This is a genomic window from Agrobacterium cavarae, assembly GCF_004310285.1.
Classification (GTDB): domain Bacteria; phylum Pseudomonadota; class Alphaproteobacteria; order Rhizobiales; family Rhizobiaceae; genus Agrobacterium; species Agrobacterium cavarae.
The window spans coordinates 310,861-333,630 of record NZ_SISF01000032.1; the positions used below are offsets into that span (position 1 = coordinate 310,861).

Genomic DNA, 22,770 nt, shown 5'->3' on the forward strand with positions numbered 1-22,770 from the left:
AAGTTCGCTCTGTGTGAAACGCGGTGAGGGGAGACACCGCCCAACTAGGGTAACTGATGTGACTGTTGATCAGAACCTATCTTCCCGTATCAATTTGATGCGCATAATTTTGATATCCGGCATCGTGTTCGTTCACGTGCCGCACGATCCGGAGACAAGTCCGTTTCTGGGTCTTTACGGATTTTTCGACTGGGTCCGGGTGTTTCTTGGTGATGCCCTGTTCCGCATCGGTGTGCCGTGCCTGAGCGCGATCTCGGGCTATCTGCTGTTCCGACGCGGCTGGAATGCCTTTAGCTATCCGGCAACGATCAAGTCCAAGACCAAGACCGTGCTTCTGCCATTCCTGCTGTGGAATGGCGGGCTGTTCATTGCGGTCATGCTGCTTCAGCGTGCAGGTATTGGCGTTGGCTATTTTCCTGACCTGTGGAATGCCAGCCCGCGCGAAATGCTGAGCCATGGCGTTGCGGCGGAAGAGCTGCCCGTCAACGTGCCGCTCTACTTCCTGCGCGATCTCTTCGTTTGTATCCTGCTGTCGCCGCTTTTGGCGCTGCTGGTTCGCCGCTTTGCGTTACCGACGCTTGCCATTCTCTTGCTCCTGACGGCGATCCCGGATCTCAATCTGCTGATCGTACAGAAGAAATCCATCCTGTTCAGCTTCACGCTCGGCATTGCGCTCGCACTCCACAAGATCGACCTGAAGATGCTTGATCCTTATGCCAAGCCGCTGACGGTGGTCACGCTGATCGTCGCCGCCGCGCTTGCCACCGCCTTGTACTGGACCGGTCCGGAATTTACCTTCGGCCTCAATCTCATGCGCAATTTGCTGGCCGTTTTCGGCGTGCTGGGCTTCTGGGTCGCCTCGTCCCTGCTCGTGCAGAACCGTCTTGGCCAGCGTCTATCGCAAACCGGCAGCCTGAGCTTCTGGATTTTCTGCGCCCATTATCCCCTGCTCGTCATCCTATGGATGGTGTGGAACAAGGGAGATCTTGACTTCTATCCCGCCTTCTATATCGGCGCGGTGGCTTTGACCTTCGTGCTTCTGATCATCAGCAATGCGCAGGTCCGTGCCCGGCTGCCCTCGCTCTATGCAGTCCTGACCGGCAGCCGTAGCGGCAAGCCGAAGCCCCTTGCCCATAACGACGCGGCGGAAGCTGCCGCCGCTCGCCAATCTTCTGCCAATCCCGCCTATACGCAACGACGGAGGTAACACATGACCTACCCCGCCCTATCCCAGCCGCGCATTATGGCTGCCGCACTGATCGCTATTACGTTCGGCGCATCTCCCGCCTTTTCCCAGGAAGAGAACGGCAAGTCCTTCATCGAGAACTTCGACAGCATGGACCGCTCTTTCTGGTACGTTTCCGATGGGTGGAACAACGGCCCGCACCAGAACTGCACATGGTCCAAGAAGCTGGTCGCTTTCGAAAACGGCCATCTGGAACTCGGCTTCAGCAATGAAAAGGCCGGAGACCGCAACTATTCCTGCGGAGAAATCCAGACCAAGGGCCGCTATCGCTACGGCACCTATGAAGCGCGCATCAAGACCGCGCCGGGCTCCGGCCTGAATTCGGCTTTCTTCACCTATATCGGTCCAACCGATAAGAAGCCGCATGACGAGATCGACATGGAGATTCTGGGCAAGAACAGCAATCAGGTCCAGCTGAACCAGTATATCTCGGCAAAGGGCGGCAACGAAAAGCTGGTGGATGTGCCGGGTGGTGCCGACAAGGGCTTTAATGATTACGCCTTCGTCTGGGAACCGCAGCGACTGCGATACTACGTGAACGGAAAAATGGTTCACGAGGTCACAGATCCATCGAAGATCCCGCAAAACGCCCAGAAAATCTTCTTCAGCCTTTGGGGAACCGACACGCTGAAAAGCTGGATGGGCAAGTTCGACTATTCCGGTCCTGTGACCATGCAGGTCGATCGCTTCGCCTTCACCGCGCTCGGCGACAAGTGCCAGTTTTCGGAATCCGTCGCCTGCCAGACCAACTGATACAGACTGCCCAAAGTCAGACGAAGATGAACGGATCGGACATGACCCACATTCTCTATTTTGCGCATGATCTGGCAGACCCTGCCATCCGTCGTCGCGTCATGACGCTACGGGCCGGTGGCGCGACCGTCAGCCTCGCGGGTTTCAAGCGCGCGGATAACGGGCTGGCCGACGTCGATGGCCTTGCCCCGATCGATCTCGGACAAACGGCCGATGGCCGCTTTGCCCAACGGATCGCCTGCGTGGCAAAAGCAAGCCTCAAGCTTGCGAGCAAGCTATCGCCCGTGAAAAAGCCGGACGTGATCATCGCCCGCAATCTGGAAATGTTGGCGCTTGCCCGGCGCGCCGTGAGCCATTTCGGTGTGGACGTCCCAGTCGTCTACGAGTGTCTCGACATCCACAGGCTTCTTTTGAACGACGGGCTGCCTGGCAAACTGCTGAACGCTGTTCAGCGTGCGCTTGGCCGGAACGTCAAACTCCTCATCACCAGTTCACCGGCATTCGTGGAGAATTATTTCAAGCCGCGTTCCGGTCTGAACCTTCCTGTGCTTTTGCAGGAAAACAAGGTCCTGGCGCTGGATGGCGACGACATGACCGCACCCTCCCCGCGCCTGCCGCAAGCGGGAGAGCCGTGGAAGATCGGCTGGTTCGGGGCGTTGCGCTGCCGCAAATCACTCCAAATCCTCGCCGACTTCGCCGCAAAGATGGACGGTAAGGTCGAAGTGGTCTTGCGCGGCCGCCCGGCCTATTCCGAATTCGATGACTTCGACGGCTTCGTTGAACGCGCGCCTCATCTTGCGTTCCATGGCCCCTACAGAAATCCAGAGGATCTGGCGTCGATCTACAACGATGTCCAGTTCACCTGGGCCATCGACTTTTTCGAAGAAGGACAGAACTCAAGCTGGCTCTTGCCGAACAGACTTTATGAAGGCTGCCTCCATGGTGCCCTGCCGATTGCGGTCGCTGGCACCGAAACCGCGCGTTTTTTGCAGCAGCGAAAGATCGGGCATGTTCTCGAGACGGCCGACGTCGCATCGCTTGAAACGCTGTTTTCCGAATTGAGCGATGCCTCCTATCTCCAAAGCTTCCGAACGCTCGCAGCAATCGACCGGCAGCAATGGATCACGAATCGAAACGACTGCCGCGAGCTTGTCCGCGTGCTTCAATCCTTGACCATGCAAACCGACGGCCGGCCGGTCGATGCAGTTCCTTCGATGGCTTTGAGCGGGAGGACATCATGAAATCAGTCTCTATTCCCGGTGCGAAGACTTTGATCGTCATTCCCTGCCTCAACGAGGCACGAACGATCGATGATCTGCTGTTGAAATTTTCCAGCACGTTGAACCATCCGGACGATCGCATCATCGTCGCAGACGGCGGCAGCACGGATGGGACGCGTGACATCGTTGCCGATTTTTCCCGGCAGGATCAGCGCGTCATTTTGCTTGCCAACCCAAAGCGCATCCAGAGCGCAGGCATCAACCTTGCGGTCGAAGTCTTCGGAGAGGGCTACGACTATATGATCCGTATCGATGCGCATGGCGACTATCCTGATGATTACTGCCATCGACTGCTGGAAGATGCCGTCGCGACGGGTGCAGATTCCGTTGTTGTCGCCATGGATACGGTCGGCCATGGCACGTTCCAGAAGGCCACGGCGGTTGCGCAGAATTCCAAGCTCGGCAATGGCGGTTCGAAGCATCGCGAAGGCGCCAAGGGTCGCTGGATCGATCACGGCCACCATGCCCTGATGCGGATCGAGGCGTTCAAGGCCGTCGGCGGCTATGATGAAAGCTTCAGTCACAATGAAGACGCCGAGCTGGACCATCGCTTGCGCAAGGCGGGCTTTCGCATCTGGATGACCGACAAGACGCGCATGACCTACTATCCGCGTGCCAGCATCGGTCCGCTGTTCCGCCAATATATGGCCTATGGCCGAGGCCGGGCGAAGAACCTCTTGAAGCACCGCACCATTCCAAAAATCCGCCAGATGATCCCGCTTGCGGTGCTGCCTTGTGCCGCTCTTGCGCTCTTCGGCTTTGTCCACTGGATCGCTCTTGTCCCGCTTTGCCTCTGGATTGCCGCATGTCTGGCTTATGGGGTGTGGATGGCAATTGCAGAGAAAAACCCCTACGGGCCGCTTGCGGCCGTCTCGGCTATGACGATGCATCTGGCCTGGTCGACAGGTTTCTGGCGTGAGCTTCTGGGCTCCATCACCACGCCCCAGCCACTGGCAGGAAAGGCTGTCTCGTGACGTATGATCCCGCAACTCCTGTGAAAGTCGATATTGGCATCTGCACCTATCGCCGCCCGATGGTGGTAGATACGCTGCTCTCGCTGTTTCGGCTTGACGTTCCGCAGCGCGTGTCGGTGCGCCTGATCGTGGCGGATAATGACGCCGAACCCTCGGCGCGCGCGTTGATCGACGCGTTACGCGAGCGTTCACCCTTCCCGATCCATTACGTCCATTGCCCGAAGTCCAACATCTCCATTGCCCGCAATGCCTGCCTATCCGAATGCGGAGCCGATTTTCTGGCATTCATCGACGACGATGAAACGGCGCCGGCAAACTGGCTGACCGAGCTTTTGAAGACGGCGCAGGAGACGCAAGCCGATGCCGTGCTCGGTCCCGTGACAGCGCTCTATGCCAATGATGCGCCGGGCTGGATGAAGAAGGGCGACTTCCACTCCACCCGGCCTGTCTGGGTGAGTGGGGAGATCATCACCGGCTACACATGCAACACACTGCTGCGCATGGCGTCCCCTGCGGTGAACGGTCGGCGCTTCGCCCTGTCGCTCGGACAAAGCGGCGGGGAAGACACGCATTTCTTCACGAATATGCATTTGGACGGTGGACGCATCGCTTATTCGGAAAACGCCCTGCTGACAGAACCGGTACCGCAAAGCCGTGCGAGCTTTATGTGGCTTGCAAAGCGGCGCTTCCGCTCCGGCCAGACGCATGGACGGTTGCAGGCGGAGCAGAAGACAGGGCTCCGGCGCTTGCCGCTGATCGTCTCGACGGCGGCGAAGATCACCTATTGCGCCACCACCACGCTGGTCACCGCTTTCGATCCCGTCCGTCGCAGCCGTTCGGCTCTGCGCACCGCACTTCATGCCGGATCGCTGAGCGGCATCTTTGGCGTTCGTGAAATCCGCCAATACGGCGCCGTGGAGGCTGCATGAGCGCATTGCCGACCGAACCGGATGTGACCTTCGTCATCGCGGCCTACAACGCCGCCGACACGATTGTCGCTGCCATCGACAGCGCTCTGGCGCAGGACAATGTCTCGATCGAGGTCGTCGTGGTGGATGACTGCTCGCCGGACGATACGCGCGCTGTCGTACAGGCAGTTGTCGAGCGCAATCCCCGTGTCAAGCTGATTGCCCTCGACAACAATCTTGGCCCCGGCGGCGCGCGCAATGCCGGGATCGATGCCGCGCGGGGGCGTTGGATTGCGGTGCTCGATTCCGACGACGTGGTCTATCCGGATCGCATGGCGCAGATGATCATGCGCGCTGAAAAAGCCAATGCGGATATCGCCGTCGATAATCTGGATGTCGTTTACAGCGACGGACGCCCGCGCGAGACGATGTTCGATCCCGCCTTTCTTGAAGCGAAACGGGTCCTCACACTTGAAGACTTCATCCGCTCCAACATCCTCTTCAAGTCCACTTTCAATTTTGGCTACATAAAGCCGATTTTCCGTCGTGAGTTCCTAAACGACCACGGCCTCCGCTTCCGCCATGACCTGCGCATCGGCGAGGATTACCTTCTTCTGGCGTCAGCGCTCGCGTCCGGTGCCTCCTGTGTCATCGAACCGATGCCGGGATATGTTTATAATATCCGGCAGGGCTCCATTTCGCGCGTGCTCGAACTCCATCATGTTGATGCGATGATCGCCGCAGACAAGGAATTCCTGCGCCAGTTCACGCTTCTGCCGGCGGCGATGGACGCGCAGGTCGAGCGAACAAAAAGTCTTATCCAGGCGAGGCACTTCCTGATGCTGGTCGACAGCATCAAACGGCGCTCCGTCTCAGACACGATCAGGATCGCGCTTCGCGACCCTGCCGCACTCAAACACCTCCGCATGCCGATTTCCGTCAAACTGCAAAAGCTCAAGAAAACGCTTTTTCCTTCAGCCTTATCTTCGGCAACGCCGGCCAGAAACTGAACGCTGCGGTGACCAAGCGAGGCAATCAACTGCCGCGCGTCCCGCGCCCATAAAAATGACAAGGTAGGTCCATGAACCAGAAAACCTTTAGATCGAACGGCCATTTTCCGGATCCTGCGAAGGATTCCGACACCTTTATCGACCTCGACCGCCTATGGGCTGCTGTGGTGCGCCGGGCCAATATCATTGGCGCTTGCGTCGTTGCAAGCATGGTTCTGGCTGGCCTTTATCTCGTTCTCGCAACCCCCGTTTATACCGCGATGACACAGGTGCTTCTCGACGAGAGCCTGTCTCGCTATGCCGAGGAAGAGAGCCCCGTCCCTGCGGCCCAGGTCATCGACAACCGGATTGCCAGCGCTGTCGAAATCCTGAAGTCGAAAGAGATGGCTCTGACGGTCGTAGACAAGGCAAGGCTTGACGAGAACGACACCATCATCAACCCGCCGACCGGCCCGGTCGATCTCGTCAAATCCTCCGTCAAGGCCGTGGTCGATCTGCTGACACCGAGCGACACACCCGCGTCGGAAGAGGCGATCCGTAACGGCAAGCGCGAAAAGGCGGCTGCCGTGATCCAGCAGGCATTGACGGTGGAGCGCGTCGGCAGAAGCTCGGTCATCGCAATCTCGATCCGCTCCACCGACCGCCAGCTTGCCGCCAACATCGCCAAGACCTATGCGAATTCCTATCTGACCGAGCAGTTGAACGCCAATTTCGACGCTTCGGAACGCGCTTCGGTCTGGCTGCAGGAACGTTTGACGGATCTCAACCAGCGCGCCCAGGCTGCGTCCCTGGCCGTCGAGAAGTACAAGGCCGACAACAACATCGTATCCTCGCGAGGGGAGTTGATGTCGGAAGGTCAGCTTGCCGACTTGAATGGGCAACTGATTGCTGCCCAGGCCGATGCGGCGACGGCACAGGCCCGCTACTCTCAGTACAAGTCGATCATCGATCAGGGCCCGGACAACGCGGTCAATAACGCTGTGGTCTCGGCACGTGACACGGACAATACGGTCATTCAGGACCTGCGCAAGCGCTACATCGGCATTTCGGACCGAGAGCGCGGCGTGATCCAGCAGTTTGGCAAGGATCACCCCCAGGCCATCGCTCTCGAGGCCGAGAAAAAGGATCTGGCGGGCCAGATCTACCAGGAACTTCAGCAGCTGACTGGCAGCTTCAAGAACGAATTCGACGTCACCCAGTCACGTGTACAGTCGCTGCGCGATAACATCGACCGCGTTGCCGGCCGCAACTCCCAGACCAATATGACGATGGTCAAACTTCGGGAGCTTGAGCAGCAGGCAACCGCGCTGAAGACACTTTACGAGTCCTATCTGGGTCGCTTCGAGGAGGCTTCGCAGAAGCAGTCCTTCCCGATTGCCAAGGCACGCGTCATTTCGGAAGCCGGTCTGCCGACATCGCCCTCCAGCCCGAAGAAGACCATGACGATGGCGCTTTCGATCGTGCTCGGCCTGATGCTGGGTGGCGGTCTGGCGGCGGTGCTGGAATTCCGGGATCGCTATTTCCACACCGGCGCCGACGTGCGTGACAATCTGCGGATGCGCTTCCTGGGCTACCTGCCGTTTATTGGCGAGAAGGGGGTCGAGACCGGAAAGTCGGAAACTGGCGCGGCCACGCCGGATGTGCCTGATACCAATATCGAAGATAACGGGCAGGTCTCTTTCCAAAAGATGCTGCGGCTTGCGGTCGACAGCCCGCGCTCCAGCTTCACCGAGACGCTGCGCAACGTGAAACTGACGGCCGATGTGGTGATCCAGGAGCGGCAGTGCCGTGTGATCGGCGTGATCTCCTGCCTGCCGAATGAAGGCAAGTCGGTCGTCGCACTGAATCTCGCGGGGCTCATCGCCACCACGGGCAAGCGCACGCTGGTGGTGGATGCGGATATTCGCAATCCTGGTCTCAGCCGTATGCTGACCACGCGCCAGTCGGCGGGTCTTGTCGAAGTGGTTCTCGATGATGTTCCTTGGACCAAAGCCGTCAAGGTCGATAGCCGCACGAAGATGGGCATTCTGCCAGTCTCCGTCAGCAACCAGTTTGCCCATTCGAGCGAGTTGCTGGCATCCGCGGGCATGCGCAAATTCATGGAATCTGCCCGTGAAGCCTGCGATTACATCATCGTCGACTTGGCGCCTGTCGTGCCGGTGATCGATGCAAAGGCCTTCGCCTCGCAGGTGGATGGCTTCGTCTTCGTCACCGAATGGGGCAAGACGCCAATTCAGATGGTTCAGAACCTGATGAACCACGAACCGGAAATCGCCAGCAAGACGCTTGGTATCGTTCTGAACAAGACGGATATGACAGAGCTTCAGCGCTATGCAGACCCGGGCGGCTCGGAACATTACCATGAGCAGTTCGGCGCCTATTATGGTGATGCGAAAAAACCGGTGCCGGAAACGGTCTGATCAAGCAACAAGATGCCCGCCCCTCAAGCGGGCATTTTTTTGTTCCCAAGCGCTATCGCGGGATGGATTTCGAATTCTTTTTCCGACTTTATGTGGGCTCAGCCGATCTTATGCAGGATGATGACCATGACCTCCCCTATCGCTTACGTTTCTCGCGCAGCCGATGACGAGGAGGCGACTTGGATCGACACGCTGGCGAAGGCAATGCCGAACGAAAAGATCGTCTCCATTCGACAGATGACAGACGCCGAACGTCAAGCCGCCGAGGTCGCCATCGTCGCCAATCCTGATCCAGCCGATATCGCCAGGCTCCCCGGATTGACATGGATCCACAGCCTGTGGGCGGGCGTGGAGCGAATTGTTTCGGAACTCGGACCGACAGCACCGCCCATTGTGCGTCTCACCGATCCGGAACTGGCGCGCGTCATGGGAGAGGCGGTGCTTGCCTGGACCTATTACCTGCATCGCGACATGCCTGCCTACCGACAGCAGCAGCAAAAGAAGGTCTGGAGAGATCTCGAATACCGCCATCCGAAAGACGTGACGGTTGGCCTTGTCGGGCTAGGCCTGCTCGGCACCGAATCTGCAAAACGCCTGCGGGGCGCCGGCTTTGATGTCATGGGCTGGAGTCGCTCGCTCAAAGAGCTGGAAGGCGTGGCAACTTTATCCGGTGAAGATGGGCTGAGGGAGCTTCTCGAAAAAAGCGATATCGTCGTCTGCCTTGTTCCGTTGACCTCCGAGACCCGCGGCCTCATCAATGCCGGCCGTTTGCAGCGTATGAAGGCAGGCGCGTCGATCATCAACTTTGCCAGAGGCGCTGTTATCGTTGCCGATGATCTCTTGGCATCGCTTGAGAGTGGCCATCTCGCTCATGCCGTGCTCGATGTCTTCGAAAAAGAACCGCTCGACGAAGGTTCAGCGTTCTGGAGCCATCCGAGCGTTACGGTCCTCCCCCACATCTCTGCACCGACCGATCGCAGTTCCTCTGCCGCAATCGTCGCGCAGAATATTCGCAACTGGCGGAGGACGGGAGAATTGCCGACGACAGTTGATATGCAAAAAGGCTACTGACGCAGGCAAGGCATCGGCCTCAAGCGTATCGCAATCTGAAAGACCGCGACACGCGCTCATGACGGATCAGGAATTGCTCATCGCCTGACCGATGGCATAGCGCACATCGTTTTCGTTGTAAGGCTTGCAAAGCAGGACCGCACCAGCCGGTGCATTCTTCGGCAGGAAATTGTCACCCGTGGCGAAGACCACGGCGATGTCCGGCTTGCGCTGCTTCACCAGCACGGCAAGCTCCGCACCGCCCATATCCGGCAGCCCGAGATCGGTGACCAGGATGTCGATCTCCTCCCGATCCAGCAGGTCGAGTGCCTGCGTTGCATTCGCGGCTTCCACCACCGCATGGCCGACTTCGGTCAGAATGTCCGTGGTGTTCATGCGGATCAGGTCATCATCCTCAACTAGCAGGACACGCAACGCGTCCTTCACCTCGACCTTCGCAGTCGGCTCGCTCGCCACCGCCTGATCCGGCGCGCGGTCCCGGCCGGATTCGGCTCTCTGCTTCTGGTTGGCAATCACATGACGCAACCGACGGGCCAGTGCTTCACGCGTATAGGGCTTCGACAGGAGCTCAACGCCCGGATCCAGCTTGCCGCCATGGACAATGGAGTTTTCCGTATAGCCGGAGGTAAAGAGGATGGCGAGATGCGGCATGCGCTCCTTGACGCGGCGCGCCATCTCACTGCTCTTCAACGGCCCGGGCATGACAACATCGGTAAAGATGACGTCGATCGGCACGCCGCTTTCGGCAACCGTCAAACCGGCCTGCGCGTCGCGCGCCGTCAGAACCCGGTAGCCAAGATCGGTCAGCATCTCGACGACAGTGCCGCGGACTTCGTCATCATCCTCCACGACAAGCACCGTTTCCGAGCCGCCGACGACAGGCCCGTTGTGAACGACAATCTCTCTGTCTTCGTCCGCCATGGAGCGCGGCAGATAGATGCGCACCGTCGTGCCCTGCCCCAACTCCGAATAGATCTTCACATGGCCGCCCGACTGCTTGACGAACCCATAGACCATAGAGAGGCCAAGGCCCGTGCCCTTGCCTTCCGGCTTGGTGGAGAAGAAGGGTTCGAAGACGCGGTCGAGGATTTCCGGTTTCATGCCGGAGCCGGTATCGGTCACCGCAAGCATGACATATTGGCCAGGCTCCACCTCCGCATGGTTGCGCGCATAGTCCATATCAAGCGAGGCATTGCCAACTTCGATCGTCAGCTTGCCTGTTCCTTCCATCGCGTCGCGCGCGTTGATCGCAAGGTTGAGAAGTGCGTTTTCGACCTGGGTCGGATCGGCATAGGTATTCCACAGGCCGCCAGCGGTGATGACCTCGACCTCGACGGCCTCGCCAAGCGAGCGTCTTAAAAGATCATCCATGCCGGCAACGAAACGACCGACATTGATGACGCGCGGCTCAAGTGCCTGACGACGACCGAAGGCCAGAAGCTGGCTTGCAAGCTTCGCGCCGCGGCTGACGCCTGCCAGCGCATTGCCGACGCGGCGTTCGGCTCTTTCATTGCCAGCCACATCCTTGGCAAGAAGCTGGAGATTTCCGGCAATGACCTGCAGCAGGTTGTTGAAGTCATGGGCGACGCCACCGGTCAGCTGGCCGATCGCTTCCATCTTTTGCGCCTGCTGCAACGCAAGCTCCGTCTGGCGACGCTCGGCAATTTCCTTCTCGACCCGTGCTTCAAGCCCTTCGTTCAGCTGACGAAGCTGGTCTTCGGCGCGAATACGGTGACGGATTTCGCGCTCAAGACTGGCGGCATGCTCCTTTAGCGCCACCTCGGCGCTGCGCTGCTCGGTAATATCGGTATGAACGCCGACCCACTCGGTTATCTCGCCCTGCGCGTCGATGATCGGCACGCCGCGAATGGCAAAGGTGCGATAGACGCCATCACGCCGGCGGACGCGATGCTCCCAGACATAGGTTGCCTTAGCCGCGACGGCGCGGTTCCAACTGTCGATCGATCCTTCACGATCTCCAGGATGAACTGCTTCTGCCCAACCGAAGCCTTGATATTCGTCGTAGCTTTGACCGGTCAGTTGCGACCAGGCAGGCTGTTCACCACTCATCCGGCCTTCGGGGCTGTTCGTCCAGAGAACACCGTGGACGGCTTCGACGGCAGCCTTGAACCGACTGTTGCTGAGCAGGATTTCGCGCTCGGCCTGCTTCCTCGTCTCGATATCGATGATCAGGATGTAACAGCCGTCCACCTCGCCCCTGTGGTCACGTCTCGGGACGTATCGGATTTCAGCCGCATGCTGCTTGCCGTTAGGACGCTGGATGCTGGTGTCGGAGACGATATGCTCGCCTGCCATGGAGCGCTGAATGAATGGCTTGCGCTCGTTGAAGAATGCCTCACCCACGACGTCCACGACGCGCTTGCCAAGCACGTCTTCTGGTGCCCAGCCGAACCAGTCGAGATAGCCCTGATTGGCAAAGCGATAGGTGTAGTTGAGGTCGATGAAACCAACGAGGATCGGCAAGGCAGAGGTGAGACGGCTGAGTTCTTCGCGACTAGCGGCCAGTGCCTGGACAGTCTTCACCTTCTCGGTGTTTTCCAGAACAGTGCACAAGACGCCTTCGACGATGCCTACGTCATTGTAGATCGGCGTGTAGAAGAGATCGAAAACGACCTCCTCCGGCGTGCCATTGCGGTTAAGGACCATCTTCTGATCGCGAAAGGACTGCACCTCTCCGCGAAAACCCGCCTCCAGGATCTTTTCGTTCCAGTCCCAGATTTCCGGCCATATGCCGTTGACCGTGCCGCCCAGTGCGTGCGGATGATAGTTTCCGGCAATTTCAGTGTAGCCGTCATTATAGATCATCACATGATCCGGCCCCCACATCAAAACCTGGGGGATGGGTGAATTGACCACCGAGTTCACCTTCAGGCGAAGGATCTGCGGCCATTCGGCAATCGGCCCGAGCGACGTCTTCGACCAGTCAAAAGCGCGTACCAAGGCACCCGCCTCTCCGCCACCGACAGGCCAACTCGCAAACGCACCCATATCAGTCATGCAAATTCACCAACAAGAACTTCGACTTGCCACGCCAAGTCTTGAACACAGGAGATGGAAGCAGGCTTTCGCTTATCCATTTGAATGGACTTATCAAGCGCTTTTTCATGTGCGATGCAAGAGGTATGACGATCATGTGACTAACAGATGTTTGTCAACCGGTTCAGCAGACCTCTAGCGGCCGCTTTTCCTGTGGCAAAACAGGCTGTTAGGAGGTATCCACCGGTGGTTGCCTCCCAGTCCAGCATCTCGCCTGCGACGAAGAATCCCGGCAAACATTTCAGCATATAGTTCTGATCGATACCTTCCCAGCGAATCCCACCAGCACTCGATATCGCCTCGGCAATTGGACGAGGTGCGGAAACAGCAAGTGGAACCGCCTTGATCAACCGAGCAAGCTCGCTGGCGGACATCTCCTGTGGTGATGCGCATTCGCGCAACAGGGCGACCTTGACGGGAGACAGCCCGACGCTTTTACGAAGCCGGTTCGAGAAACTGTCCTTGCTGGATGCCCGCGCCAGATCCCGCGCGATGCGCTCCTCGGAGCGGCCAGGAGCCAGATCGATCGTGAGGACAGTCCGACGGGCGTCGCGAAGACTGTCTCGCAAAGCGGCAGCGTGCGCGTAGATCAGAGCACCCTCCACACCATGCCGGGTGATGACGAACTCCCCTTCGAAGCGCCCCGCATCGGACGAGGTGACAACGGATTTGAGCGGCTCGCCGGCAAAGCGCTCGCGAAAATGCTCGCTCCAGGCGACGTCGAACCCGCAATTGGCCGGCTGGAAATCCGCAATATCCACGCCTGCCTCCCGCAAACCCTGCACCCACTCACCCGTAGAGCCAAGCCTCGGCCAGCTTGCGCCACCGAGCGCAAGCAAAACGGCATCCGGCTTGATTTCGATTTGCCCATCCGGCGTATCGAAGAGAAGCGCGCCGTTGCGCAGCCCAACCCAGCGATGGCGCACCTTGATCGCAACGCCCCGTTCTGTGAGGCGGCTGAGCCACGCCCGCAACAAAGGCGAGCCTTTCATCGCCTTCGGAAAGACACGGCCAGAGGTTCCAACGAAAGTCTCTTGCCCCAGCCCCTCCGCCCAATCGCGCAGCATCTGTGGTGTAAACGCGTCCAGCGCGCTTTTAAGGCAGGCTTCTGAAGCGCCGAAGCGCGTGGTGAAGCGGGCGTAATCCTCGCCATGGGTGATGTTGAGGCCGGACTTTCCGGCCATCAGAAATTTGCGCGCGACGGTCGGCATCGCCTCGTAAACAGTCACGTCCATATCCGACGTGGATAGTTCCTCGGCAGCCATCAGACCTGCCGGGCCTCCACCGATGATCGCAATCTGTTTTCTTTGCATTGCCAACGACTATCCTTCGCTCACTCGGCCTTCTTAAAGCATGTCGCGCAACACTGTGCAGCGGTTTTGCGAGAACGACATGCGACAAGACAAAGAACGAAGGCGTGAGGGGCGAATCTCAAAGATCGCCACGTGCTTTCGAACGTTTGCCGAAACGCGTATATGCGCTATTGAGGCGTCATGTTCACGCTTATCCGAACGGAAACTTTCGAACAGGACATCAAGAAGAGTCGCTTTATCGCGACGGCAGGTTCTGTTGCCAATGAGGAAGCCGCAAGACGCTTCATCGCCGACCATTCGGACCCGGCGGCCAACCACAATTGCTGGGCATGGCGCATCGGCCAAAGTTATCGCTTCAACGATGATGGCGAACCGTCAGGAACAGCGGGCAAGCCAATCCTCCAGGCGATCGACGGGAACGAACTCGACAGCATCGCAGTGGTCGTCGCACGCTGGTTCGGCGGAATCCTCCTGGGCAGTGGCGGCCTTGTGCGGGCCTATGGCGGAACGGCGGCGTCTTGTCTGAAGAATGCCGAGAAGACCGCCATCATTCCTGCCTATCAACTGACTTTGACCTGCGGCTTTTCCGACCTCGCGCTGGTCAAGTCCCGCCTTCTATCCGTTGAGCATCTGGTCATCGAGGCCGAGACATTCACGGGCTCGGGGGCAGACCTCAGCGTCAGTGTGCCTTCAAGCGAGGCGCAACGCGTTGCGCGCATGATTCAGGACATCACCAGTGGGCGTGTCCTTCTTCCGCTGCCGGAATAGGCCATCTCGCACCGCGCTGGCGTGTGGCGCAAATCATGCTATGAGGCTTCGCATGTCTGGCCAATTGCAAAACCCGATCTATAATCCACCGCTGGAGCCCTATATCTCGATCCTTCACCGGGATGAGAGCTTGCTGGTGCTGGACAAGCCAAGCGGGCTGCTGTCGGTACCAGGGCGAGATCCCGCACTTGCCGACAGCCTCGCAACTCGCGTTCAAAAACAGTTCCCCTCTGCCTTGATGATCAACCGGCTCGACAAGGATACCTCCGGCATTGTCTTGATGTCGTTGAACAAAAAAGCTCATGCTGCCATCGCGAGCCAGTTCGAAAGCCGGACGACGAAAAAAATCTACCAGGCAATCGTCTGGGGCGAAGTGACGGGCGAAAGTGGTGAGATCGATCTTCCGCTGGCGATCGACCCGGATAATAAGCCGCGGCACCGGGTGGACCAGGATAATGGACGTCCGTCACAGACACAGTGGCGCGTTCTGGAACGTCTGCCGCTGCCCGCGACGCGTCTCGAACTGCGTCCTCTAACCGGCCGAACGCATCAGCTGCGAGTGCATCTGAAGGCGCTTGATCATCCTATTCTTGGCGATGAATTCTACGCCAGCGGCGAGGCCCTTGCCGCATCGGAGCGGCTTCTTCTGCACGCCGAAGAACTGAGCTTCCAACATCCGGACGGTCACGATGTGACCTTTCACGTCCCCGCGCCCTTCTGAGACGAGCCATGGCAAGGAAAGATGAAAGTCAAGAATTTGTCGTTGATTTCGTCGGCGGAGCAGTCGGTCACCGATTGCGCTCGGGTGAAGGGCGGGGACAGGCTTTGCCGAAGGCCGCCGGTTTCAGCAAAGGCCGCACGCCCACAATTGTCGACGCGACAGCGGGTCTCGGCCGCGACGCGTTTCTGCTTGCCTCGCTTGGCGCGCATGTCACTCTGATCGAGAGGTCGCCGGAGATGCATGCCCATCTGCAAGATGGGATTGCCAGAGCGCTCGCCGCAGGCGGCATATATGAAGAGATTGCCTGCAGAATGAAGCTTCTTCACGGGGACTCCCGGGAGTTGCTGAAGACCTTATCGCCCGACGTGGTGGTGGTCGATCCGATGCACCCGCCCCGCCACAACAGCGCGCTGGTGAAAAAAGAAATGCGGATGCTGCGCGATGTGGTGGGTTCAGACCCGGACCAGCTGGAAGTGATGGAAGCGGCTTTGCGGTCCGCGAAAAAAAGAGTGGTCCTGAAATGGCCGCTTCGGGCGGCGCCTATGGAGGGGCTTCAAAAGCCCTCCCATCAGATTTGCGGAAAGAACACGCGCTATGACGTGTTCATGGTGTTCAGAGCTGAGGTTTCCGACGATTAACGGAACACCGGCTTGCGCTGCGCGTTCATCAAAAGCTCGTGACGCGAGGCAAAGTCACCGAAAAGTTTGCGAAGACGCTTCTCTTCGGTCTCATCCAGTCGATAGCGACGGCAAAACTCCATCACGCTCAAAATTGGCTTGACCTCGGTAGTGTCAAGCTCGTCCTTGTCCAATCTTTGCATAATGCCCTCCTAACCGACGCAGCTAAACGCCGCTCATAGAAGAACGTTCCAAGGTAAATCGTGTGGACGAGAAATTACATATGACTGTACACGCGCCGATCAAGTTTTCTTGACGGACGTTGATGCAACTTAAAAAGTACCGAAATGTTCCCGGTCGGCTCAATTAAACCGGAAGGGAGTTCCATGCCGCGCGTTCGAAACCTGCTGACCACCACAATTCTGTCTGCCATCCTTGCCGTTCCCAGCTACGCCTTGGCGCAATCTGCGAGCCCTGTAGAAACGAACCCACCGCATGGGACGAACCAGAAGCCCGCTTTTGAAGGACAGACACGCGCACCACAGCCCGACAAAATGCCGTCGCTGCAAAAGACCGTTGTTGCCGATGACCTTCCCCATCTCTGGTCGATGGCTCTCCTGCCAGATGGCCGCATGCTGGTCCTGGCGAAGGAAGGGGCCATGCACATCGTGAAGGACGGCAAGGCAGGACCTGCGATCGAAGGTGTGCCTGAAGTCGCTTCCGACGGACAGGGTGGCCTTCTCGACATTGCGTTGGCGCCTGATTTCGAAACGTCCGGGATGATCTACTTCTCCTTCTCCGAACCGCGCGATGGCGGCAACGGCACGTCGGTGGCTTCGGCAAAGCTGGTGGAGAAGGATGGCACGGCAGCGCTTGAGAACACCAGCGTCATCTTCCGTCAAACGCCCACATACGACGGAGACAAGCACTTCGGCTCTCGTCTCGTCTTCGGCAATAATGGCGAGCTTTATGTCACCGTTGGCGAGCGTTCCGACAAGGAGCCACGCGTCCAGGCGCAGGATCTCTCCAGCGGACTGGGCAAGGTGTTCCGCATCGACACCAGCGGCAAGGCGCTCCAGGATAATCCCTTTGTCGGCCGCGAAAACGCCCTGCCCGAAATCTGGAGCTACGGCCACCGCAACATTCAATCCGCCGCCCTCGACAGCGAAGGGCGCCTTTGGACCGTCGAACACGGTCCAAAGGGCGGTGATGAGTTGAACCTTCCAAAGGCTGGACTGAATTATGGCTGGCCGGTCATCACCTACGGCATCGAATATAGCGGCGACAAGGTGGGTGAAGGCGCGACCGCCAAGGAAGGCATGGAGCAGCCCACCTACTACTGGGATCCGGTCGTCGGCCCCTCCGGCATGGTCTACTATAATGGCGATGCCATTCCGGAGTGGAAGGGCTCGTTCCTGATCGGCGGCCTGGTCACCCAGGGTCTCGTGGTGCTGAAGATGGACGGCGACAAGGTGGTTTCGGAAGGCCGTCTGCCGCTGGAAGCGCGCATCCGCGATGTCGAGCTCGGCAAGGACGGCGCAATCTACGCCGTGACCGAAGAGCGCGGCGGCGGCAAGTCACAGATCATCCGTCTGGCGCCGGACGCCTGATCCTCCGGAGTCTGATCAAATTCAAAGGAGCGGGCATGTCCCGCTCCTTTTTCTGGAACGGACACCTGTTCAGCGCAGTTATTTGGGAAAACTCGAAGGCAGCGCCAAAATCATGAACCAGCATCCCGCCCGGCTCCTCAAGAAAATCGGCCTAACCTATGTCAGCGACCAGGAACCCGGCATCGCCCGTGAGCGGCGCGGTAAGGGATTCTCCTACAGGCTTCCAGACGGAACGCTGCTTTCCGACAAGATCGAAATTACACGCATACGGTCACTCGCCATCCCGCCCGCCTATCAACGCGTCTGGATCTGCATCGAGCCATCGGGCCATCTCCAGGCGACCGGCTTCGATGCGAGAGGGCGAAAGCAGTATCGCTATCACGTCGACTGGCACGCATTTCGCGGTGAAACCAAGTTCTTCCAGCTGAAGTCGTTCGGCGAGGCATTGCCCGCCATTCGCCGCCGGGCGCTTTCCGATATCGAGAAGGACATCAACAGCCAGAACAGAACGCTCGCAGCATTGGTTCTTCTTCTTGACGCCGCCTATCTACGCGTCGGCAACAAGACCTATCTTGAAAGCAACGGCACCTATGGTGCAACGACACTTCTGAAGCGCCATGTGTCGCTCGGCGAGACGATTGAACTCCGTTTTATCGCCAAGGGTGGACAGAAGGTGCGCCGCAGCCTTCGGCACCCAAAGCTGCAAAAGATTCTGGAAGAGATCGCCGATCTGCCCGGCAAGCAGCTTTTCGTTTGGCAGGATGAAAACCACATGGTCCATCCCATCGATTCCAGCGCGCTCAACAGCTACCTGTCTGAAACAGCGGGAGAAGGCATTTCAGCCAAGACCTTCCGCACCTGGGGTGGCACGCTGGCTGGCTTTTGCCATGCTGCCGAGCGCCTCGCGAGCGGTAGCACGCCGACCATCAAGAGCATCTGCGAGGCAGCGGCAGAAGAGCTTTCCAACACGCCAGCCATCTGCCGCAAAAGCTATGTCCACCCATCTGTACTGGATCTTGCCACCGAGCCTAAAGCAATCAAACGGCTTGAGACCGTTTTGGAAACGCCGACAAAAGCCATATCGGGGCTAAGGGCAGACGAGCGTCGGCTTATCTCCTATCTCACCTAATTAAGAACTATCTTGATAACCAGATTGATCCGTTCAGTCTCGTGTCAGCAAATCTCTCCAGAAGGCCTTCATTAGCCGGAAAAGTAAAAAGCGCGCATGCGCATCCGGTACATTGATTGGCACGAGGAGAATGGGCGCGTGGCACCATTGACGGATCACCTGGACAGCAGCAGACTTCGCCGTCCTGAAATTGGCAGCATTACATTGAGCATTATCACCGCTCTGTATTTGCTGTTCTTCATGAACCAGACATTCTGGTCGAAGGTGAACACCCATCTGTCTGCCTATCCTGCCGCGATCTACGCGCTCTATGTGGCCATAGGAGCGCTTTTTGCTGCCCTCCTCATCACCTTCTCGGCCAAGTACGTCATGAAGCCGGTTCTGATGGTGGTGATCGTCATTTCCGCGCTCTGCTCCTGGTTCATGGATCGCTTCGGTGCGGTGATCGACCGCGACATGGTGCGCAATGCCTTCGAGACCACCACCGGCGAAGCGAACAATCTGATCACCTCCGCCTTCCTTCTGCACATGGCGATCTACGCGCTCCTTCCCATCGTCCTTCTTGCTTTCGTGCGCATCCGCCACCGCCCGATCCTTGGAAAGCTGTTCTGGAATACGCTGAGCGTGATCGCCTGCCTCGTCATCATTGGCGGCATGGCCGCGATGAATTCCAAGACGTTCACCACAGCGATCCGTCAGCACCGGGATATCGTCAAAAGCCTCAATCCAATTTCGCCGATGTTCGCCACGGCGCATTACTTCCAGATCGCCAACAAGGAAGCGCAGTTGACGGTGACGCAGAGCGGTCTCGATGCGAAGGTACAGCCTCCTGTCGTTGCGGTCGGTAAGCCGCGTGTGACCGTGGTCGTGGCAGGGGAAACCGCGCGTGCTGCCAATTTCTCGCTGAATGGCTATGGCCGCGAAACCAACCCCGAACTCAAAAAGAGAGACGTGTTCTATTTTCCGAGCACGGTCAGTTGCGGCACCTCCACGGCAATCTCACTTCCCTGCATGTTCTCGAAGTTCACCCGCTCGGAATATACCCACAGCAAGGCCCTCTCCAATGAGAACCTCATGGATGTTCTGGTGCATGCCGGGGTCGATGCGCAGTGGCTGGACAACGATACCGGAAGCAAGGGCGTAGCGGATCGCATTCCCTATTTCGATCTGAGCGCCACCCGTGACGCCACCTTCTGCAAGACCGGCGAATGCAGCGACGACATCTTCCTCGACAGGCTCGACAGTTGGCTCGACCGCGTCACCAAGGACAGCGTCATCGTGATCCACCAGCTTGGCAGCCACGGTCCGTCCTACTACCTCCGTTATGGCGATCAGTTCAGGACATTCACGCCGGATTGCCGCACCTCGGAGCTCGGCAATTGCAAGGACGAAGAGATCGTCAACGCCTACGACAATACGATCCTCTATACCGACCATTTCCTCTCTGCCATCATCGACAAGCTGAAGGCCCGCTCCGACAAGCTTGCGACCGGCATGCTCTATGCCTCCGACCATGGCGAGTCGCTTGGCGAAAACGGTCTCTATCTCCATGGTGCGCCTTACATGTTGGCACCGGCAGAGCAGACCCATGTGCCCTTCCTGGTATGGATGGACAATGACTTCGCACGTTCCATGGGTGTCGACCGGGCCTGCCTTGCCGATGAGGCAAAGGCCGGTGGCAAATCCCACGACAATTTCTTCCATAGCATTCTCGGGATGATGAACGTCTCCACCTCGGTCTATGACCCGTCGCTCGACGTGTTCCACACCTGCCAGTCGAAGCCCGCGACATGATGCGCCTGTGCCTTGACGACGAACCGCACGAAGCGATACGCATTGGCAGTTCGGGAGTGAGGTCGGTGTGCGCGTTCTGCTGGTTGAAGACGATCATGTGCTGGGAGAAGCACTAAGGGATCACGTGGCGGCAGCAGGGCATGCCGTGGATTGGTTCAAGACATTGGGCGAAGCCATGGCCGCGACCGAGACCGTGAGCTATGGTCTCATCCTGCTGGACTTGCGTCTTCCCGATGGCGAGGGGCTCGGCCTCTTGCGGGCATTGCGAAAAGCGAACAATGCCGTCCCCGTGATCATCCTGACTGCCCATGATCAGGTCTCAGACCGGATCGAAGGCCTGAATGCCGGGGCGGACGACTATCTGGTCAAACCGTTCAATCTTGGCGAACTGACAGCCCGGATGCTTGCCGTGTCCCGCCGTTACGAGGGACGCTCGACGCCGATCGTCAGATTGCCAGGTATTGAAATCGATCAGGCGGCGAAAAGTATTACGGTCAACGACCGCTCACTGACGCTGAGTGCGCGGGAATGGGCGGTGCTGGAAAAGCTCGTCGAGAGACCGGGCGCGCTGATCTCGAAAGCGCAGCTGCAGGAAACCTTGTATGAGTTCGGCGCTGAAATCGAAAGCAACACTGTCGAGGTCTATATCAGTCGGCTGCGCAAGAAGATCGGTTCGGATCGCGTGGAAACCGTAAGAGGGCTTGGTTATACAATTCGCTGATCTCATACCGTTTAAAACGGGGCCTCGTAAAACGAGCATGACGCGCCGGATGGTGCTCGCGCTGGTCAGCGTGCTGGCTATTTCCTGGATGGTCGCATCTGCCCTTGGCGTGATGGTCATGGAGGAAGAGTTTGCTGAAATCTTCGACAGCGGCGTTCAGGAAACAGCCGACCGGCTGCTACCGCTCGTCGCAGAGGATCTTCGCGAACGCAGCCCCGAAGCGCAACGGCGTCTCGGCCAGCCGACGACCGGCTCGGAATATCTGACCTATCAGGTGCGCGATCGCGACGGTGCTGTTTTGCTGCACTCTCATGAGAGCGCCAGAGAAGGCTTCGATGTGCCACTGAGGCCTGGTTTTGCCGATACGGATACCCAACGAATTTACACCGTGGTCACGCCGGAGGGAGATCTCTATCTTCAGGTGGCCGACGCTTTCGCCAATCGCCGCGAAGCGATTGAGGAAGCGTCCACGGCGCTCATCCTTCCCGTCCTAGTTCTCATCCCGGCCAGCATCATTGCCGTCATTCTCGTCATCCGTCGCACGTTGGTGCCGATCCAGACGCTGAGAGACGACATTGCCCGCAAGGATGGCGGCAATCTTGCGCCGGTCGATTCCGGTTGCCTTCCGACAGAGCTGGATCCGATCGCCCGCTCGGTCAATCTGCTGCTCGAGAGGTTGCGTTCAGCGCTAGAGGCAGAGCGTTCCTTCGCCTCCAACAGCGCGCATGAATTGCGAACGCCGATTGCCGGAGCGCTTGCCCAGGCGCAGCGTCTGAAGGCAGATATTCCACCACACCTTGCCCCGCGTGTCGATCAGATCGAATTGTCGCTCTCCAATCTCGCGCAACTGTCCGAGAAGCTTTTGCAAATGTCGCGCGCGGAGGCCGGTATCGGCATTTCCGATACGATCATCGATCTTCTCCCGGTACTGGAACTCGTGGTAGAGGATATGAGCCGCTCAGAACTTGGCGCCGGACGCATCCACCTGCACCTCCCAGAGGACGGGCCGCTGAAAGCCAAGGTCGATCCGGACGCTTTCGGTATCGTCATTCGAAATCTCCTGGAAAATGCGCTGACGCATAGTCCCGAAGATTCGCCGGTCGATATCTATGTCGATAAGAACAGGTCCATTCGGATCGTCAATGACGGGACGCCGATCGATCCAGCACTCCTGCCGAGACTGACAACCCGCTTCATGCGCGGCCAAACCCAGGCGTCTGGGTCCGGTCTCGGCCTTGCGATCGTCGACAATCTGGCAAAGCGCATGAATGCGTCGCTCACACTATCCTCGCCCGCCCCAGGTCGAGAACAGGGCTTCGAAGCGAAGATCGATCTGCCGAAGCAGGCGTGAGGCCCAGGAGATGATTCCAAGGCCTCT

General features: G+C 58.5%; 19 protein-coding genes. 16 read left to right on the top strand and 3 right to left on the bottom strand.

Going from position 1 to position 22,770, the window contains the following annotated elements; all coding sequences use genetic code 11:
* Positions 1 to 97 precede the first annotated feature (97 nt).
* From EYC79_RS17395 to EYC79_RS17430, 8 genes are all read left to right on the top strand, one after another.
* Complete coding sequence (locus EYC79_RS17395) at positions 98 to 1,207, top strand: acyltransferase family protein (protein WP_165457066.1); 1,110 nt, start codon at positions 98 to 100, stop codon at positions 1,205 to 1,207.
* 36 nt (positions 1,208 to 1,243) lie between these two features.
* Positions 1,244 to 1,999 carry an endo-1,3-1,4-beta-glycanase ExoK gene (gene exoK, locus EYC79_RS17400; protein WP_245495313.1) on the top strand — a complete coding sequence of 252 codons (756 nt, stop codon included), beginning with the start codon at positions 1,244 to 1,246 and terminating at the stop codon, positions 1,997 to 1,999.
* A gap of 41 nt (positions 2,000 to 2,040) precedes the next feature.
* Positions 2,041 to 3,240: a glycosyltransferase family protein gene (locus tag EYC79_RS17405; RefSeq protein ID WP_130978769.1), complete on the top strand. Its 1,200-nt coding sequence runs from the start codon at positions 2,041 to 2,043 to the stop codon at positions 3,238 to 3,240.
* Positions 3,237 to 4,253: a glycosyltransferase family 2 protein gene (locus tag EYC79_RS17410; RefSeq protein WP_113265390.1), complete on the top strand. Its 1,017-nt coding sequence runs from the start codon at positions 3,237 to 3,239 to the stop codon at positions 4,251 to 4,253. Before EYC79_RS17405 ends, EYC79_RS17410 begins: the two co-directional genes overlap by 4 nt.
* A gap of 59 nt (positions 4,254 to 4,312) precedes the next feature.
* Entirely contained in the window at positions 4,313 to 5,182 is an 870-nt protein-coding gene (locus tag EYC79_RS17415) for a glycosyltransferase family 2 protein (protein WP_130978968.1), read from the top strand.
* On the top strand, positions 5,179 to 6,171 hold the full coding sequence (locus tag EYC79_RS17420) for a glycosyltransferase family 2 protein (RefSeq protein ID WP_130978770.1): 993 nt from the start codon (positions 5,179 to 5,181) through the stop codon (positions 6,169 to 6,171). The genes EYC79_RS17415 and EYC79_RS17420 overlap by 4 nt, the downstream gene beginning before the upstream one ends.
* 71 nt (positions 6,172 to 6,242) lie before the next feature.
* Positions 6,243 to 8,591: a Wzz/FepE/Etk N-terminal domain-containing protein gene (locus EYC79_RS17425; protein WP_130978771.1), complete on the top strand. Its 2,349-nt coding sequence runs from the start codon at positions 6,243 to 6,245 to the stop codon at positions 8,589 to 8,591.
* Between the two features lie 126 nt (positions 8,592 to 8,717).
* Positions 8,718 to 9,662, top strand: a complete 945-nt coding sequence (locus EYC79_RS17430; protein ID WP_130978772.1) for a 2-hydroxyacid dehydrogenase — start codon at positions 8,718 to 8,720, stop codon at positions 9,660 to 9,662.
* A 66-nt stretch (positions 9,663 to 9,728) separates the two neighbouring features.
* Here EYC79_RS17430 and EYC79_RS17435 read toward each other — a convergent pair whose 3' ends face one another.
* Positions 9,729 to 12,680 (bottom strand): hybrid sensor histidine kinase/response regulator, encoded by a 2,952-nt coding sequence (locus EYC79_RS17435; protein WP_130978773.1) that lies wholly within the window; start codon positions 12,678 to 12,680, stop codon positions 9,729 to 9,731.
* A 140-nt stretch (positions 12,681 to 12,820) separates the two neighbouring features.
* Positions 12,821 to 14,032 (bottom strand): TIGR03862 family flavoprotein, encoded by a 1,212-nt coding sequence (locus tag EYC79_RS17440; RefSeq protein WP_111847486.1) that lies wholly within the window; start codon positions 14,030 to 14,032, stop codon positions 12,821 to 12,823.
* A gap of 180 nt (positions 14,033 to 14,212) precedes the next feature.
* On the opposite strand from EYC79_RS17440, the gene EYC79_RS17445 reads away from it, so the two are divergent.
* Genes EYC79_RS17445 through EYC79_RS17455 form a run of 3 tightly spaced genes read left to right on the top strand, consistent with a single transcriptional unit; the run spans position 14,213 to position 16,159 of the window.
* Positions 14,213 to 14,800, top strand: a complete 588-nt coding sequence (locus EYC79_RS17445; protein WP_130978774.1) for an IMPACT family protein — start codon at positions 14,213 to 14,215, stop codon at positions 14,798 to 14,800.
* A gap of 52 nt (positions 14,801 to 14,852) precedes the next feature.
* Positions 14,853 to 15,521: an RluA family pseudouridine synthase gene (locus EYC79_RS17450; RefSeq protein ID WP_111847544.1), complete on the top strand. Its 669-nt coding sequence runs from the start codon at positions 14,853 to 14,855 to the stop codon at positions 15,519 to 15,521.
* Entirely contained in the window at positions 15,518 to 16,159 is a 642-nt protein-coding gene (locus EYC79_RS17455; RefSeq protein WP_404944067.1) for a class I SAM-dependent methyltransferase, read from the top strand. The genes EYC79_RS17450 and EYC79_RS17455 overlap by 4 nt, the downstream gene beginning before the upstream one ends.
* On the opposite strand, the gene EYC79_RS17460 is transcribed toward EYC79_RS17455, so the two are convergent.
* The gene (locus EYC79_RS17460) at positions 16,156 to 16,341 is read right to left on the bottom strand and encodes a hypothetical protein (RefSeq protein WP_062424028.1); all 186 of its coding nucleotides are present in this window, start codon (positions 16,339 to 16,341) and stop codon (positions 16,156 to 16,158) included. The genes EYC79_RS17455 and EYC79_RS17460 overlap by 4 nt on opposite strands.
* A gap of 183 nt (positions 16,342 to 16,524) precedes the next feature.
* On the opposite strand from EYC79_RS17460, the gene EYC79_RS17465 reads away from it, so the two are divergent.
* The 5 genes from EYC79_RS17465 to EYC79_RS17485 all read left to right on the top strand — a co-directional run bounded on the left by EYC79_RS17465 (position 16,525) and on the right by EYC79_RS17485 (position 22,743).
* Positions 16,525 to 17,748 (top strand): PQQ-dependent sugar dehydrogenase, encoded by a 1,224-nt coding sequence (locus tag EYC79_RS17465; RefSeq protein WP_113326266.1) that lies wholly within the window; start codon positions 16,525 to 16,527, stop codon positions 17,746 to 17,748.
* Between the two features lie 112 nt (positions 17,749 to 17,860).
* Positions 17,861 to 18,877, top strand: coding sequence for a DNA topoisomerase IB (locus EYC79_RS17470; protein ID WP_111847482.1), 1,017 nt, complete (start codon positions 17,861 to 17,863; stop codon positions 18,875 to 18,877).
* A 138-nt stretch (positions 18,878 to 19,015) separates the two neighbouring features.
* Positions 19,016 to 20,671, top strand: coding sequence for a phosphoethanolamine transferase (locus tag EYC79_RS17475; protein WP_245495311.1), 1,656 nt, complete (start codon positions 19,016 to 19,018; stop codon positions 20,669 to 20,671).
* Positions 20,672 to 20,738: 67 nt separating this feature from the next.
* Positions 20,739 to 21,392, top strand: coding sequence for a response regulator (locus EYC79_RS17480; protein ID WP_111847480.1), 654 nt, complete (start codon positions 20,739 to 20,741; stop codon positions 21,390 to 21,392).
* Positions 21,393 to 21,429: 37 nt separating this feature from the next.
* Positions 21,430 to 22,743 carry an ATP-binding protein gene (locus EYC79_RS17485; RefSeq protein ID WP_130978775.1) on the top strand — a complete coding sequence of 438 codons (1,314 nt, stop codon included), beginning with the start codon at positions 21,430 to 21,432 and terminating at the stop codon, positions 22,741 to 22,743.
* The last annotated feature ends 27 nt before the right edge of the window (positions 22,744 to 22,770 follow it).